This window comes from Plantactinospora sp. WMMB334 (assembly GCF_049179095.1).
GTDB lineage: Bacteria > Actinomycetota > Actinomycetes > Mycobacteriales > Micromonosporaceae > Plantactinospora.
The window spans coordinates 8117748-8133166 of sequence record NZ_JBMHME010000002.1 but is presented as its reverse complement, the minus strand read 5'-3'; the positions used below and the strand labels follow the sequence as shown (position 1 = coordinate 8133166).

Sequence of the window (15419 nt, the reverse complement as noted above, 5' to 3'; positions counted from 1 at the left end):
AGGCGCGGGTCAGGCCGGCGCGCCGGGCGACGCCGCCCCGCCGAGGAACCGCCCGACAGTCGAGCTGAACTCCTGCCAACTGCTCCGCTCACCGGCCAGGGCGCGGTGCCCGGCACCGGTCAGCTCGTAGGTCCGTCGCTCGCGGCCGTTGACGATGCTCCAGGCGCTGCTGACGTAGCCGGCCCGCTCCAGCCGGCGCAGCGCCGGATAGATGGTGCCGGTCGGCAGGTCGAGCACACCGCCGCTGCGGGCCCGGAGCGCCTCGATGATCGCGTACCCGTGCAGCGCGCCCTGCTCCAGCACCGCGAGCAGCAGCGCATCGAGATGGCCGTGCAACGCCTGGGCGTTCATAGGTAGCAAGCCTACTAATATGCCCAGGGAAGTCCAACGGGGTGCCGGCATCCACGCCCGCCGCCGGCCTACTAGGGTGTGTGCGCAGAGTCACCGATCCGCCGGCTCCCCCCGCCGGTTGGGTGCCCATATCGAGCGCACACGGAGGTCAGCGTGGCCCGCCAGTCGTCCCACCGGCCCGACACCGACGAGCCCGGCAACCAGCCGGCCGGAAGCGACGAAGCTGCCGACCCCGGGCAGAACGGCTCCGACTCCTCGGTAACCCCCGACGACGCCGGCGTCGACAGCACGACGGCCGGCGCCGCCGACCGGGCGCTGTGGGAAGACGTCCGGATCGACCCGGTCGAGATCGCCCTGCCCAGTGGCGCCGGCTTCACCCTGCGGGCGTACCGCCCGGAGGGGACGCTGACACCGACCGACATCGAGGACCGGGAGCAGGACGACCTCTTCGCCAGCCGATCGCGGCGGGCAGAGGTCGACGACGAGGACGACGGCGACGAGACCGTCGTGATCCTCGACGAGGAGGTCGCCGACCAGTTCGCCGAGGCCGAGCGGGAGGACGCGGAGCGGGCCGGCGGACGCGGGGACTCCGACGACGACACGGACACCGCCACCGCCGCCACGGCCGAAGAGGAAACGGCGGTGGAGGAGGAGGCCGAGGAGGTTCCGGCCTTCCTCACGCACCGCGGCAGGTTGCTGCTCTTCAAGACTCCTGAGGCACTTGTCACATTCGTGAGGTCGGGAGCACCGCACGATCTGGCCGAGCTGGACACCTGGGACCAGCTCGTCGAGCGGCTCGAGCCGGCCGACATCGCACCGCTGGACGAGGATTCCTACGAGCTGGACCTCGTGGTGGAGAACCTGCGCGGCGGGCACGACGTCTGGGATCCGACCCTGCTCATCGAGGCCGGCGAGATCGCTCGTGACCTCGCCTACGCGCTCCGGCTCCCCGCCGTACTGGATATGCTTTCTCCCGGCTCCAGCCTGGACGACCTCGACGAGGCGCTCCGGGCGACCACGGCCGGCGGTTTCGGCAGGATCCGGGGCCGGCGGCGGCTCAAGAAAATCGGGGCACAAACCGCAAGTCTCGGGTGGCGCACGATTATCGGCAAGATCTCTGCCGCCGTGGACTGGCGCGACTGACCCCTTACCAGGGAGCATCAGTCTTTGGCACACCCCTGTGTCTCGGGAGGAGGACGACGCCGTGGCGCTCGTGCGGGTGTACTGCGGTCTGGCCTCTGCGGATGTGGCGGGGCGGCCGGCTCCGGCCGGCACGACGCTGACCTCCGCGGTGGTCGATGACGCAGGCAGGCTGCTCCATGTCTGCGAGATCACCGACGATCCGGCCGGCTACGCCCGGCTCGGTACGGTGCTCGTCGAACGGAGCAGCGGACCGAGCGGCGCGGCCGTCGCGGCAGACAGCGACGACCACCTGGTGACCTCGCTGCTGAGCGCGGCCGGTCGTCCACTGGCCATTGCCGACGACGACTCCGTCGACGATTTCGCCGAGCGCTTCGCCGACGACGAGTCGGCGGAGGAGCGGGAGTCCGCCCCGGCCGAGCGGCGTGCCGTCGGGCTCGCCCGGGCCCTGCAGGCCGGTGCGCTCTCCGCGGCCAGCCTGCCCCCGCCGCGCGAGCTGATCAGCTTCAAACCGGTGCTCGCCGCGCACGCCGCGCTCGCCAACGGCCGGCACGCCGCCGCCGTGGCCCTGCGCGAGGTGCTGCGCGAGCTCTATCCGGCCGCGCTGCGGGCCTATCCCGATCCGGCCGAGCCGGTCTCCCTGGCCGTGCTGGACGCCCTTCCCGAGCCGGGCATGTTCGGTGGGACCAGCGCGCGCGGTCGGGACACCTCGGTGGCCACCGATGCCATCGCCGCCCACCTCGCCGCGGACGGCGTCGCCGAGACCGCCGTCATCACCGAGGCGGTCACCGCGCTGCGGGTCGCCATCGCGGAGACCCCGCCGCGGGGCATCACCAACAAGGCATTCACCTCCGCCTCGGCCGAGGCGGTCCGGCAGGCGGTGGCGGCGGTACGCGCCTGCGACGCCGGCTGTGACGCGCTGATAGCCACCCTCTCCGCCCGGGTCGCCCCAGCTCCGGGCCGGCGGGCGGCGGGTCGGCGCAGCGCTGGCGAGACCGCCTCACCCGCGCCGGGCGGCACCGGGCTGCCCGGTCCGGCCCGCGAACCGGTGCCCAGTTCGGGACGGCGCGGCCGGCACCAGCCGGCGGCCGCGAGCACCGCGCCCGCCACCCCGCAACCGATGGGGCCGCCGCCGGTCGCGCCGCCACCGGTCGCACCGCCGCCCATGGCGCCGCCACCGCTCACCCCCTCCTCCGCACCCCCGCTCTCCCCGGCCGCGACGCTCTCCATGCCGGCCGTGCCGGTCTCCGGTGCGCCGCGCGGGTCCCGCTCGGCGATGCCCTCCTCGGCACCACCGGCGTACCAGAACGATCCGCTGGCGAACCGACCGGTCTCCGCGCCGCCGCCCCCGCCGCCCGGGATGACTCCGATGCCACCGACGCAGCGCGGGTCGATCCCGCCCGCCGAGGCCGGCGAACCGTTCCGGGCCACCCTGACCACGGCGGCGATCAACAGTGCCCGTAACGAGCGCCGGCCGACCCCGATCACGCCCCGGCCCAAGACCAACGGGGACGGAGCGGCGCGCCCGGGCACGATCTCGGCTGCCGGCCTGACCGTCTCGGTGCCGGCCGCCCGGCCCGAGCCGTCGGCGCCGCCCGGCTCCCGTGCCAACTGGCCGCTGGTGCCGGGCGATGACCAGGACGACCGGGCGACCGGTGCGGGACATCCGGCGTACGGGCAGTCCGGTGAGCGGAACGCGCCGGTCAGCACTCCGCCCGGCGACGGCCGGGTGACCCCGCCGTGGCAGGCGGACGACCTGCCGCCGGAGCCGCCCACGCTGCGCCTGGTCGAGCCGCCGCCGGCCGAGCGGGGCGGTCGTGGCGACCTGCCCGCCGACAACCCGCCGCTGCGCCTGGTGGATCGGGAGGAGCCGGCCCGGAGCGGGCCGGGCCTGCCCCGGCGCGGCGTGGAGCCGACCGAGCCCCCCGTCTCCGACGACGACGGCGACGGCGACCTGCTGATCTTCGCTGCCGCCAAGTCCGCCTGGTTCACCGGCCATCCGGAAGAGACCGAGGTCGAGTGGGCATCGACGGCCGACAGCGGTTGGCGGGCCGCCGAGCAGGCGGCCCGGCCCTCGGTGGGCGCCTCGACCAGCGCGGGCCTGCCCAAGCGGGTGCCGCAGGCCAACCTGGTGCCCGGCTCGCCGCTGCGGGACGAGCGGCCACTGCGGATCGTGCGTGACGCGGCGCGGATCGCCGAGCACACCACCGGCTACTTCCGGGGCTGGCGGCGCGGCCAGGAGATCGGCGGCTACGCCGTCGGCGGCCGGCCGGGCCGGGAGGCCGCCGGTGGCTGGGACTTCAGCCGGGATCCGGACGAGCGGGCCGACAACCGCGACTACGAATACCGCTCCGCCGGCTACCGCTCCTGACCCCCGCCGGACCAACCACTTCCGACCCCGCCGGACCACCACCGCTCGTCACCCGGTGGCATTTGCCCGTGGGCACGCTCCTGAATGCCGTCACAAGCCCGCCGTGAGCCAGCCCGATCGGCCGGTGGGAGAAGCCGACGGCGGCTGCGCGTACCCGGCTGGACACCCTTCGCCACGGCTCGGTCCGCCGGTCGACGCTGCCCGGCGGGCCGTACGGCCAGACCCGGCCGACTGACTGGTCACTCAGCCTCATACCTCGGTCCACCTGGTGTTTCTCGCCACACCCGGTGGTGTTGACGACATCTGCCGGTTGCCGCAACATACCCGGGACCGTGGGCGACACCTACGACCAGCGCATGGAGGGTGGCAACGATGGCCGGACCGGCAGTCGAGGCGTGGACCCTGAGCGAGGCGTGGACCCTGACCCGCCGGGGGCTCCTGGCGGCGGCGGCCACCAGCCTGCTCGCCGCCTGCGGGCGGGACGACGAGGGCGGCGCCGGACCGCGCGGGCCAGGCTCGACGGAGCTGGTCGTCGGCGCCAGTCTCGAACTGACCGGCGCCGGCCAGGCCCTGGGAGTCCTCCAGGAACGCGCCCTCAGGATCACCGCCGACAAGTTCAACGAGCAGGGCGTACCGGTCGGCAACCTGCGCCGCACCATCCGGCTGGTCGTCCGGGACAACGCGAGCGAACCACGGCTCGCCGCCCAGCACGCGACCGAGCTGGCCACCCGGGAGAACGTGCACGCGCTGATCGGCGGCTGCCTTGCCGAGACGTCGCTCGCGATCATCCCCATCGCACAGCAGCAGCAGGTGCCGTTCATCTCCTTCGCCTCCGCCGACAACCTCACCGTGCCGCTGGCGCAGCGGACGTACATCTTCAAGCTCACGCCCGACTCCCGCGACGTCGCCCGCACGCTGGCCCCGCTGATTCGCTCCCAGGGCCTCGAACGGGTCGGCCTGCTGGTCACCACGGGCGGGCACGGTGATTCGGGCCTACGGGCCGTCACAGCGGCCCTGAAGGCCGCGGACGTCGAGCTGGTCAGGTCCGCCCGGCTGCCGCGGGCCGAGAACGCCGACTTCCGCCCGGCGGCCCGCAAGGTGGTCGACGCGGAGCCCGAAGCCGTCATCATCTGGGGCACGGCCCCCTTCTCCGGCACCGCGGCCCGGGCGCTGCGGCGGATCGGCTACGAGGGCAGGCTCTTCTTCGACTCCGGCGCCGTCGCCGAGGACACCCTCTCGGAGACGAACGCACCGGCGGTTGAGGGCGCCTACGCGGTGCATCCCAGCTCACTCGGCAGCTCGTCGTTGACGAACACCACCCCGGCTGGGCTGGACCGGCGGGACTTCATCTACCGCTACATCCACCTGCACGGCTCGTTCAGCGGGTTCGCGCCGTACGCGTCGGACGCGCTCCGGCTCGTCGTCAACGCCGCCCGGCTCGGCAAGAGCGTCGACCGGGGACGGCTCCGCGCCTACCTGGGCAATCAGATCACCGACGGGATCGCCGGGGCGTACTCGTTCGCACCGATCCGGCACGGCGGGATGGAACCGGACTCGCTCGGGGTCTTCACGGTCATCTCCGGGGCCTGGAGCCGGGTCTCCTGACCGTCCCGCGAGTCACGTTCGCGGTGTCCCGCGAGCCACGTCACGTTCGCCGCAACCCGTCCGCGGCAGTCCGTCCGTCGAGCGACCGGCGCAGCGATCGGCTGCGGGGGCGCACCGGGCATCGCGGGTCACCGGCCGAGGACGGCGCGTCACCACGAAAGGAACGCATCATCGCCGCAGGTGCGCCGCGCCGCGCGCGGTCGTCACCGGCCCACGGGCGAGCGTCGCCCCGGCACGGGCCGGACGGCCTCGTCGGGCACGACGGCACCGACCCGACGGCCGGGCCTCCCGACGAGCGGCGTACCGCGCCGGTCAGGCCGGGGCGACGGCGCGCGAACGCCGCATGGTGAGCACGTACTCGACAAGCGAGATCAGCACGTGCTTCGTCGACTCCCGGTTCCGGGCGTCGCAGGCGACGACCGGCACCTCGTTCGAGATCGCCAGCGCGTCCCGCACATCCTGCGGGTCGTGGTACTGCATCCCGTCGAAGCAGTTGATCGCCACGAGGTACGGCAGCCGCCGGTGCTCGAAGAAGTCGATGGCCGCGAAGCAGTCGGCCAACCGACGGGTGTCCACCAGGACCACCGCCCCGATCGCCCCTCGCACCAGTTCGTCCCACATGAACCAGAACCGCGTCTGGCCCGGAGTGCCGAACAGGTAAAGGATGAGATCCCGGTCGATCGAGATACGACCGAAGTCCATGGCGACCGTGGTGGTCGTCTTGCCCGGCACCTGGCGGGTGTCACCGACACCCACGCCCGCCGAAGTCATGATCGCCTCGGTGGTCAACGGCGTGATCTCCGAGACCGATCCGACCAGTGTCGTCTTGCCGACGCCAAAGCCACCGGCGATGACGATCTTCGCCGATGTCACGCGCCCGGCCGTTGGGCGGTGCGACATGTCAGAGCCTGCGAAGTCCACTCAGCACCCTCTCCAGCAGTTCAGTGCCCACCGCGTCGTTCGAGTCGTCCAGGATTGTCGGTTCGTGCACCGCCACCAGGCCATCAGCGGCCATGTCGGCGATCAGGACCCGAGCCACTCCGAGCGGTAACTGCATCCGCGCCGCGATCTCCGCGAGCGACTGCAGCCGACCGTCACACAGCGCGGCGATGTATTGATGCTCCCGGCCCTGGCCGCCATTGCCGTTACCGGCGGACCGACCGCGCACCGTCGTCTCGACGAGCGCCTCCAGGGCGATGTCGAGCCTCGGCCGGGTACGACCACGGGTGACGGCGTAAGGCCGCACCAGAGCGCCCGTCGGCTCGTCGCGTTCGGCCATCATCGCCGTTCACCTCCTTCTCGCCGTATCCGAGGCTCAAAGCCTGGAGTTCGTCATTGTTCCATTGTCGTCGCACCGGCCGGCGAACCACACCGGCCGGGGTACCACCTAGCTCAGCATCCCCGCCGCGGCCCGGGGCTGCGGCGTCAGCGCGTCGCCCACCCGGTCCACCAGCAGTGCCATCTCATATCCGACCTGCCCGACGTCGGAACTGCGGGCGGCGAGGACCGCAAAGGACGAGCCGTCCGAGATTGACATGAGGAACAGGAAACCATTGTCCATCTCGACCACCGTCTGCAACACCGCCCCACCCTCGAAGCAGCGTGCCGCCCCCTGGGTGAGACTGACGAGGCCGGACGCGATCGCGGCGAGTTGGTCCGCCCGGTCGCGCGGGAGGTCCCGTGACGACGCCAGGAGCAGGCCGTCCGCCGAGACGGCGATCGCGTGGGCGACGCCGGGAACACGATCGGCGAAGTTGGCCAACAGCCAACCGAGATCCTGGGTAGATGTCATCCTTCATGCTCCTTCTGGCCGCCTGCGGTCGTGGGGCCCACCTCGGCCTGCGGGGATTGCTGCCCTGCCGGAGTCGCCTCCGGGCTGGTCGACTGGTCGTCCGTCGGGTTCGTGCGGCCACGCTGAACCCCACGGTGGTACGCGGACAGCAGCCCGCGCACCCCCTCAGGAGTGCGACGCTGCACCGAAGTGGTCGGCTTCTCCACGGCTCCGGGCACCAACTGGGCCATCGGCACCCGCTTGGGCAGCCCGGTCTGGGTGGTCTGCCCCTCGGGGGCGCCGGCGGCCGTCGTGGCCGCCATGGCTGCCCGCCAACCGTCGTCGGCGGCCGTACGCCAGCCGCCCGCCGACGCATCGGGTCGGCCGGTGCCGTTGGTGACCGGCCCGTTCCCCGGCTGCTGGCCACCGGGCTGCGGGCGCATCGTCGCCGCGTTGCCTGTCGATACGGATGTGCTCTGGCCCATGCCGGGGACGGCGGTGTCCACCGCGACGGCCTGGCCGGCCGGCTGGGTGGCCGAGCCGGCTCTCTGGGGTTGACCGCCGGTCTCCTCGGGCTTCCGGCGGGTCCGGAACCAGGCCGACTCCAGCTCCCGGAAAATCGGCAGTTCCATGGTCTCGTCGGCGAACTTCGGCCGGCTCTCCGCCGCGTTCGCCGCCTCCGCGGCGGAGGTCCGAGCCATCCGGGGCAGCTCGGCGGTCATGTCCAGCGCCGCGGCCAGGCGTTCCGGCACGGGTGGCGCGCTGGCCTCCCGGTCCGGCGTGTTCACCGGTGGCCAGGCCGGCGGCGCGTTGCCCGCCGGAACGGGGGGCGGCGCGACCGGCGGCGGCGCCTGCGGCGGAGTCAGGCCGAACGGTGGCGCGGAGACCGGCGGGGCGGAGACCGGCGGAACCGGCGGCGCGGAGACCGGCGGCAGTGCGGTCAGCCCGTTCGGCTGCGGCTCCGGCGTGACCGGGCGCTGCCGTGGGATGAACCCCGACATCGTGGTCTCGTTCGGCGAGAGACCCGACGGATCCGGCTCGCTCGCCCGCCGCTGGGGCAGCGGCTCGCCGCCGTGCCCGTTGGGGACCCGTGGCGTGAACGAATCGTTGCCGTTGCGTGCCGTCCGGGCGCCGGTCAGGTCGCCCCAGGCCGGCATGTCCCGGGGCCGGCCCGCCGGCGGACCGTCGGCATGCCCGCCGCCGTTCATCGCCGGCTCGTAGGGCCGGTCGTACGGCCGACCGTGCGGCGCGGTGTCGCGGTCGCCGAACCGCGGGGCGGGCGGCATCGCCGGACCGCTCTCCAGCGCGAGCGGGGCGCCGAGCGTCGGCCGGGCGGACGGCTCCGGACCCGGCGCGACCGGCCGGCCACCCGGCTGCTGCGGCCGACCGGAGAGCGCCCGGGGGATCAGCATCGAGGCGGGCAGCGTGACGTCGGCGACGGTGCCGCGGTCGTGACCGGGTCGCAGTTCGACGATCACACCGTGCCGGGACGCCAGCCGGGCGACCACGACCAGGCCCATCATCCGGGAGACGGTCACGTCGACCGCGGGCGGTGTGGCGAGCCGTTCGTTGAGGTCCTGCAACTGCTCGGCGGTGATGCCGATGCCCCGGTCCTCGACGAAGAGGGTCGCGCGGTCACCCACCCGGCGGGCCTCCACCATCACCTGCGAGTCCGGCGGCGAGAAGGCCGTGGCGTTGTCGAAGAGCTCGGCGACCAGGTGCACCAGGTCGTTGACGGCGGCGGCCTGGACCTCGATGTCCCGGTCGACCGTGCCGAACTCGATCCGGGTGTAGTGCTCGACCTCGGACTGCGCGGCCCGCAGCACGTCGATCAGTGCCGCCGGCTCGCGCTGCACCCGGGTCGAGTCGGCACCGGCGAGCACCAGCAGGTTCTCGTCGTTGCGCCGCATCCGGGTGGCCAGGTGGTCGAGCTGGAAGAGCTCGGCCAGCCGGTCCGGGTCCTCCTCGCCCCGCTCCAGCCGGTCCAGGTGACCGATGAGCCGGTCGACCAGGATCTGCGAGCGGCGGGCCAGGTTGACGAACATCGTCGCGACCGAGGCACGCAGTGCGGCCTGCTCGGCCGCGGTCCGGACCGCCTCCAGGTGGACCGCGTTGAACGCCTCGGTGACCTGGCCGAACTCGTCCTTGCTCCGCACGGGCAGCGGCTCGGCGATCTGGTTGGCGGCCTGCACCGGTGACATCTGTCCCATCACCTGCGGGTCACGCAGCCGGGACACCGCGTGCGGCAGACCGTACTGGGCGATGGAGAGCGCGCCGTGCCGCAGCTCGCGCAGCGAGCGGGCCATCGAGCGGGCCACCAGGTAGGCGAAGAGCACCGCCAGCAGCAGCATGCTGAGCAGCAGGCCGGTCTCCAGGAAGACCTGGCGCTGCACGTCGTCGCGGAGCACGCTGGCCTCGGCCAGCACGTCGGAGTCGAGCCTGCCCTCCACCGCGCGGATCAGCTCGGCGTTGCCGACCATCGCGGAGTCCCAGTCCTCGGCGTCGAACGGGGCGTCGGACATGCTCTCGTCCGTCCGGCCCCGGATCCAGCCGCCGTAGCTGTCGACCTCACGCACGTCGGCGCCGGTGACCGTCTCGTCGTAGAAGGCGGACTCGGGACCGGTGGCGATCGCCTTGAAGGTCTGCAACGCCTGCTGCTGACCGGTCTCGGTGGCGATGTAGTCGGTCTGCAGCGCCGCGGTGAGCCGGTTGTCGATGAGCGCGCGGTGCACCACGACCCGGCGCATCGACAGGAACTCCTTGCCGCGCGCGTTGGCGGCGGCGGCGCGCATCCGGTCGCTCAGCGAGGAGTCGCCGGCGAGCTGCGAGGCGAGGTCCCGGATGTTCAGCAGGTCGTTGATCAGGCCCTCGTAGGACTGCGCCGCGTCGGTCAGCTTCAACTTGGAGTTGATGACCTGGCTGCGGATCCCCGGCAGGTCGGCCAGCCCCTGGTCGATCTGGCCGAGCAGGGCGGCGAAGTTGCCCGGCAGTTCGTCGAGCTGCGCCCGGCGCTCGGAGTACGGCACCTTGGCCCTGTCGACCTCGGGGTGCACCTTGCTGTAGGCCTCGCGATTGGTCTTCCGGTCCGCGTCGTTACGCGAGCCGAGCAGCAGCACCGCGCCCGCCCGCTCGTCCTGGAGCTCGTGCACCAGCCCTCCGGAGGCCTGGGCGAGCGTCGCCAGGGTGTGCGCCCGGTTCGCGTCGTCCAACGTCTCCATGTGGTCGACGATGCTGGTCGTGCCGACCACGACGACCGCGATGGTCGGCGCGATCATGATCAGCCCCAGCTTCGACCAGATCGGCATGTCGCGCAGCCGGCCGGCGACCGGCCAGCGGAGACGCGACAGGATCGGGCTTGCTGTCTTCGGCCGCTTGCTCACGTCACCGCCTTCCCATCCAGTACCCGGCCAATGGCCCAGGGCACCGCTGATCGACCGACCCGGGCGGGTCGGACCTCCGAGATTCCATCACGCCGCTACTCAAGAAGAAAGCCCAGGTTGTCACCGATTGAAAGCGCATCAGGATGTCCCGGCGGTTCGACAGCAGTCTGTCTTTCTGGCGTTACCCAGGGTAGTCACGCATCCTGTCCATGCTCTACTGCCATCGACCCTCCGAAGCCGGAAGGTCACCACTCGGCCCGAACCGGAACCCGCACCGCAACATATCGAACGTTACCGGCACGGGAAACCCTACGCCCCCGCGTCGGGCCGCTGTGCGCGGCTCCGGTCCCATCGGGGAGCCTGGCACTTCCGGGGCGGAGAAACCATTGCCCGACCGGTCCGCTCCGGCAAGGTCGAAGTGCCGGATTACGCGGTTCGTGCGGACAGCGGATGGCCGGCCGGACAGTCGGACTGACCGGCCCGGCAGTTTTGCCGACCGAAAGAGACACCGGCCGAGGAAATCGTCGGAATCGCCCCTGCTCAGCGCCATGCCCACCCGGCGACACCCGACGGACGGACCAGCACCGACCCCGGGTACGTCTCAGGGCAGCAACGCGGCGTACGCCGGTTTGATCACCTCGTTGATGATGGCGAGCCGCTCGTCGAACGGGATGAAGGCGCTCTTCATCGCGTTGATGGTGAACCACTGCAACTCCGGGTAGCCGTAGTCGAACGCCTCGACCAGCAGCGCCATCTCCCGGGACATGGAGGTGCCGCTCATCAGCCGGTTGTCGGTGTTGACGGTGACCCGGAACCGCAGGTCCCGCAGCAGCCCGATCGGGTGCTTCGCGATCGACGACGCCGCACCGGTCTGCACGTTGGAGGAGGGGCAGAGTTCGAGCGGGATGCGCTTGTCCCGCACGTACGCGGCCAGCCGCCCCAGCACCGGCCGGTCGTCGCCGGGGGTGATGTCGTCGACGATCCGTACGCCGTGCCCGAGCCGGTCCGCCCCGCACCACTGGATCGCCTGCCAGATCGACGGCAGCCCGAACGCCTCGCCGGCATGGATGGTGAAGTGGAAGTTCTCCCGTTGCAGGTATTCGAAGGCGTCCAGGTGCCGGGTCGGCGGAAAGCCCGCCTCGGCACCGGCGATGTCGAAGCCCACCACGCCGGTGTCCCGGTGCCGGACGGCCAGCTCGGCGATCTCCTGGGACCGGGCGGCGTGCCGCATCGCGGTCAGCAGCGTGCCGATCCGGATCGGCCGCCCGGCCGCCGCCGCCCCGGCCGCGCCCTCGGCGAAGCCGGCCAGCACCGCCTCCACCACGCCGTCGAGATCGAGACCGCGCTCCAGGTGCTGCTCCGGCGCGAACCGGACCTCCGCGTAGACCACGCCGTCGGCGGCGAGGTCGAGGGCGCACTCGGCGGCCACCCGGCGCAGCCCCTCCGCCGTCTGCATCACCGCCACGGTGTGCGCGAAGGTCTCCAGGTAGCGCTCCAGCGACCCGGAGTCGGCCGCCTCGACGAACCACCGGCCGAGCTCCGCCGGATCCGTGGTCGGCAGCCGGTGCCCCACCGCCCCGGCGAGCTCGACGATCGTCGCCGGGCGCAGCCCGCCGTCGAGATGGTCGTGCAGCAACGCCTTGGGAACCCGGACGATCTCGTCGTAGCCGATTGCCGCCATGCACCGACCCTAGTGGCCCGGCCACCCCGCCCCGGACGGGCCCACCAGGCATCGACGTATCGTGGCCGGGTGCCTCCCGAGGTCCTGCGGCGGCTCCGCTGCCCGGTCTGCGGCCGGCCGCTGGCCGCCGTACCACCCGCCGCCGTGGTCGCGCTGCGCTGCCCGGCCGGGCACAGCTTCGACCTGGCCCGGCAGGGGTACGTGAACCTGACCGCCGGTCGGGCCACGCACTCCGGGGACAGCCCGGCGATGGTGGCCGCCCGGGACGAGTTCCTCCGCGCCGGCCACTACGACCTGATCTCGACCGCCCTCGCCGACCTGGCCAGGACGGTCGCCGGAGACGGGCCGGAGGCGTACCCGGAACTGGTGGTGGACGCCGGGGCCGGCACCGGCCGGCACCTCGCCGCGGTGCTGGACGCCCTGCCCGCCGCCGCCGGGCTGGCCCTGGACGTCTCCAAGCCGGCGCTGCGCCGGGCCGCCCGGGCCCATCCCCGGGCCGGCGCCGCGCTCTGCGACACCTGGCGCGGCCTGCCGCTCGCCGACGGCGCCGCCGGGCTGCTGCTGAACGTCTTCGCGCCCCGCAACGGCCCGGAGTTCCACCGGGTGCTCCGCCGCGACGGCGCCCTGCTGGTGGTCACGCCCGCCGCCGACCACCTCGGTGAACTGGTCGACCTGCTCGGCCTGCTCCGGGTCGACCCGGCCAAGGAGGCACGGCTCGCCGGCAGCCTGGCCGGGCACTTCAGCCGGGGCGTGACCGCGACACACCGGAGCACGCTCCGGCTCGACCACGCCGAGCTCCGCACCCTGGTCGGGATGGGCCCGAGCGCCTGGCACACCGACCCCGCCGACCTCGACCGGCGGATAGCCCGCCTCTCCCGGCCGACCACCGTCACCGTCGCCGTCCAGGCCACCGCCCACCACCCCACCTGACCGGCCCGCACCCCGTCCGCACGGGATGCATCCCGCGGGTGGATCGGCGCCCCTGCTCAGGTCGAGAGGTCGACCTCCTCCCAGCCGGCCGGCGGGTCGTGGAACGGCCCCCGGAACACCACCGACCACTCCAGCGCCCACCGCCGCTGCCCGATCGCGTTGCTGTCGATCATCCCGGGCAGGTGCAGCCCCTCCTGCTCCGCCTCCAGGTAGCCCCAGTCCAGGCAGTAGTAGAAGTCGAGTACGGCCGCCACCTCCGCCGCGTCCCGGGGTGCCGCCAGGGTGCGGGAGCGCCACTGCGCGAAGGTCTCCCCCGCCGCCAGGTCCGGCAGCCGCTCCATCAGCCGCTCGTCGCTGGGCTCGGTCGGATCGAGATGCCGGCTCAGCCCGAGCACCCAGGCCAGGGCGAAGACGGCGTCGTGGTGCAGGACGAAGGACCGGTGGTCGCCCCGGCTGCCGATCACGAACTGCCACTCCGGCGCTGTCACCCGCTCCACCAGGTGCGAGCCGAGCAGCCAGCTCATCCCCTCCTGCGGCGGCATGCCGAAGCAGCGCGCCAGCACCAGGTGCAGTACGGCGGTGCGGGCCTCGATCTCGGCGGTGGGTCGCAGCTCGACCGTGTCGCCCGGCTCCCAGACCAACGGAAACTGCTCCGGCGGCAGGGGCAGCCCCAACCGTTCCAGCTCGGCCACGTTCGAGGCGCGGACCGCCTGCGGGTCGGGAACGAGAACGCTCACAGTGTTGTTTCCTGTCGCGTCGGCACCGGTCGGGCGTGCCTCCGGCACCGGTGACGCCCGGGTCGACGCCGAACCGGACTCCGTGGTCCCCCGGCGAGCGAGGATAGCGGCTCGGGGACGCTCACACCATGCCCGCCGCGCCCACCGCCGCCGCTCAGCCGATCCGGTCGATGACCAGCGGCGTCGCGACCGGCGGCCGGTCCGAGATCGACACCGCGGCCACGGCGTCCGCCCGGGCCGCCGGGATCCGCGCCGGGTCGTCGGCCCGGAGTTCGCAGAGTGGGTCACCGGCGCGGACCGGATCTCCCGGCTTCCGGTGCAGCAGCACCCCGGCGCCGGCACTGACCGGGTCCTCCTTGCGGGCCCGTCCCGCGCCGAGCCGCCACGCCGCCACCCCGATCCCGTACGCGTCGACGCCGCCGACGTACCCGTCCCGCTCCGCCCGGACCACCTCCACCTCCGGGGCGGCCGGCAGCGGCGCCTCCGGATTCCCGCCCTGGGCCCGGATCATCGCCCGCCAGACGTCCATGGCCCGGCCGTCCCGCAGTGCCGCCTCCGGGTCGGCGTCCGGCAGCCCCGCCGCCGCCAGCATCTCCCGGGCCAGCCGCACGGTCAGCTCCACCACGTCGGCCGGCCCGCCACCGGCCAGCACCTCCCGCGACTCGGCCACCTCGACCGCGTTTCCGACCGCCAGCCCCAGCGGCGTCGACATCTCCGTCAGCAGTGCGACCGTCCGCACCCCGTGCGCGCCGCCCAGCTCGACCATGGTCCGGGCCAGCTCCCGGGCGTCCGCCTCCGACCTCATGAAGGCGCCGGAGCCGACCTTCACGTCCAGCACCAGCGCCCCGGTGCCCTCGGCGATCTTCTTGCTCATGATCGAGCTGGCGATCAGCGGGATGGCCTCCACGGTGCCGGTGACGTCGCGCAGGGCGTACAGCTTCCGGTCGGCCGGCGCCAGCCGCTCACCCGCCGCGCAGATCACCGCGCCCACCTCGCCCAGTTGCGCGATGAACTCGTCGTTGCCCAGGGTCGCCCGCCAGCCCGGGATCGACTCCAGCTTGTCCAGCGTCCCCCCGGTGTGCCCCAGCCCGCGCCCGGAGAGCTGCGGTACGGCGGCACCGCACGCCGCCACCAGCGGGGTCAACGGCAGCGTGATCTTGTCGCCGACGCCACCCGTGGAGTGCTTGTCCACGGTAGGCCGGCGTACCCCCGAGAGGTCCAGCCGCTCGCCGCTGGCGATCATCGCGGCCGTCCAGCGGGCGATCTCGCCGGCCGTCATGCCGCGCAGCAGGATCGCCATGGCCAGCGCCGACATCTGCTCGTCGGCGACCGTCCCCCGGGTGTACGCGTCGACCACCCAGTCGATCTGCTCGTCCGAGAGCGTCACACCGTCCCGCTTGGCCCGGATCACGTCAACCGCAGCGAACCCGCCCACAACTCTTCCTCACGTCTC

12 protein-coding genes are annotated in these 15419 nt (G+C 73.1%); 4 read left to right on the top strand and 8 right to left on the bottom strand.

From position 1 onward, the window contains the following. Window positions 1-9: 9 nt before the first annotated feature. Entirely contained in the window at window positions 10-351 is a 342-nt protein-coding gene (locus tag ACN27G_RS35455) for a PadR family transcriptional regulator (RefSeq protein WP_421496978.1), read from the bottom strand. Between the two features lie 153 nt (window positions 352-504). On the opposite strand from ACN27G_RS35455, the gene ACN27G_RS35450 reads away from it, so the two are divergent. The 3 genes from ACN27G_RS35450 to ACN27G_RS35440 all read left to right on the top strand — a co-directional run bounded on the left by ACN27G_RS35450 (window position 505) and on the right by ACN27G_RS35440 (window position 5467). After that, on the top strand, window positions 505-1494 hold the full coding sequence (locus tag ACN27G_RS35450) for a DNA primase (protein WP_421496977.1): 990 nt from the start codon (window positions 505-507) through the stop codon (window positions 1492-1494). 37 nt (window positions 1495-1531) lie between these two features. After that, on the top strand, window positions 1532-3862 hold the full coding sequence (locus ACN27G_RS35445) for a transposase (protein ID WP_421496976.1): 2331 nt from the start codon (window positions 1532-1534) through the stop codon (window positions 3860-3862). 372 nt (window positions 3863-4234) lie between these two features. Then, a complete protein-coding gene (locus tag ACN27G_RS35440) occupies window positions 4235-5467 on the top strand; it encodes an ABC transporter substrate-binding protein (protein ID WP_421496975.1) in 1233 nt (410 codons plus the stop codon). 312 nt (window positions 5468-5779) lie between these two features. Here the strand turns inward: ACN27G_RS35440 and ACN27G_RS35435 are convergent, their stop codons facing one another. From ACN27G_RS35435 to ACN27G_RS35415, 5 genes are all read right to left on the bottom strand, one after another. Continuing rightward, window positions 5780-6367 carry a GTP-binding protein gene (locus tag ACN27G_RS35435; RefSeq protein ID WP_421496974.1) on the bottom strand — a complete coding sequence of 196 codons (588 nt, stop codon included), beginning with the start codon at window positions 6365-6367 and terminating at the stop codon, window positions 5780-5782. A gap of 1 nt (window position 6368) precedes the next feature. After that, on the bottom strand, window positions 6369-6746 hold the full coding sequence (locus ACN27G_RS35430) for a DUF742 domain-containing protein (protein WP_101371820.1): 378 nt from the start codon (window positions 6744-6746) through the stop codon (window positions 6369-6371). A gap of 108 nt (window positions 6747-6854) precedes the next feature. Continuing rightward, window positions 6855-7259, bottom strand: a complete 405-nt coding sequence (locus ACN27G_RS35425) for a roadblock/LC7 domain-containing protein (RefSeq protein WP_421496973.1) — start codon at window positions 7257-7259, stop codon at window positions 6855-6857. Further along, window positions 7256-10618, bottom strand: coding sequence for a nitrate- and nitrite sensing domain-containing protein (locus tag ACN27G_RS35420; protein WP_421496972.1), 3363 nt, complete (start codon window positions 10616-10618; stop codon window positions 7256-7258). The genes ACN27G_RS35425 and ACN27G_RS35420 overlap by 4 nt, the downstream gene beginning before the upstream one ends. 601 nt (window positions 10619-11219) lie before the next feature. Continuing rightward, window positions 11220-12299 (bottom strand): adenosine deaminase, encoded by a 1080-nt coding sequence (locus ACN27G_RS35415; protein ID WP_421496971.1) that lies wholly within the window; start codon window positions 12297-12299, stop codon window positions 11220-11222. A gap of 69 nt (window positions 12300-12368) precedes the next feature. Between ACN27G_RS35415 and ACN27G_RS35410 the strand changes: the two genes are divergently transcribed. Continuing rightward, entirely contained in the window at window positions 12369-13229 is an 861-nt protein-coding gene (locus ACN27G_RS35410; protein WP_421496970.1) for a putative RNA methyltransferase, read from the top strand. Between the two features lie 56 nt (window positions 13230-13285). On the opposite strand, the gene ACN27G_RS35405 is transcribed toward ACN27G_RS35410, so the two are convergent. Together ACN27G_RS35405 and ACN27G_RS35400 are read right to left on the bottom strand one after the other, a co-directional pair. Continuing rightward, window positions 13286-13966 (bottom strand): DUF4272 domain-containing protein, encoded by a 681-nt coding sequence (locus ACN27G_RS35405; RefSeq protein WP_421496969.1) that lies wholly within the window; start codon window positions 13964-13966, stop codon window positions 13286-13288. A gap of 154 nt (window positions 13967-14120) precedes the next feature. Next, entirely contained in the window at window positions 14121-15401 is a 1281-nt protein-coding gene (locus ACN27G_RS35400; protein WP_421496968.1) for a thymidine phosphorylase, read from the bottom strand. Window positions 15402-15419 lie beyond the last annotated feature (18 nt).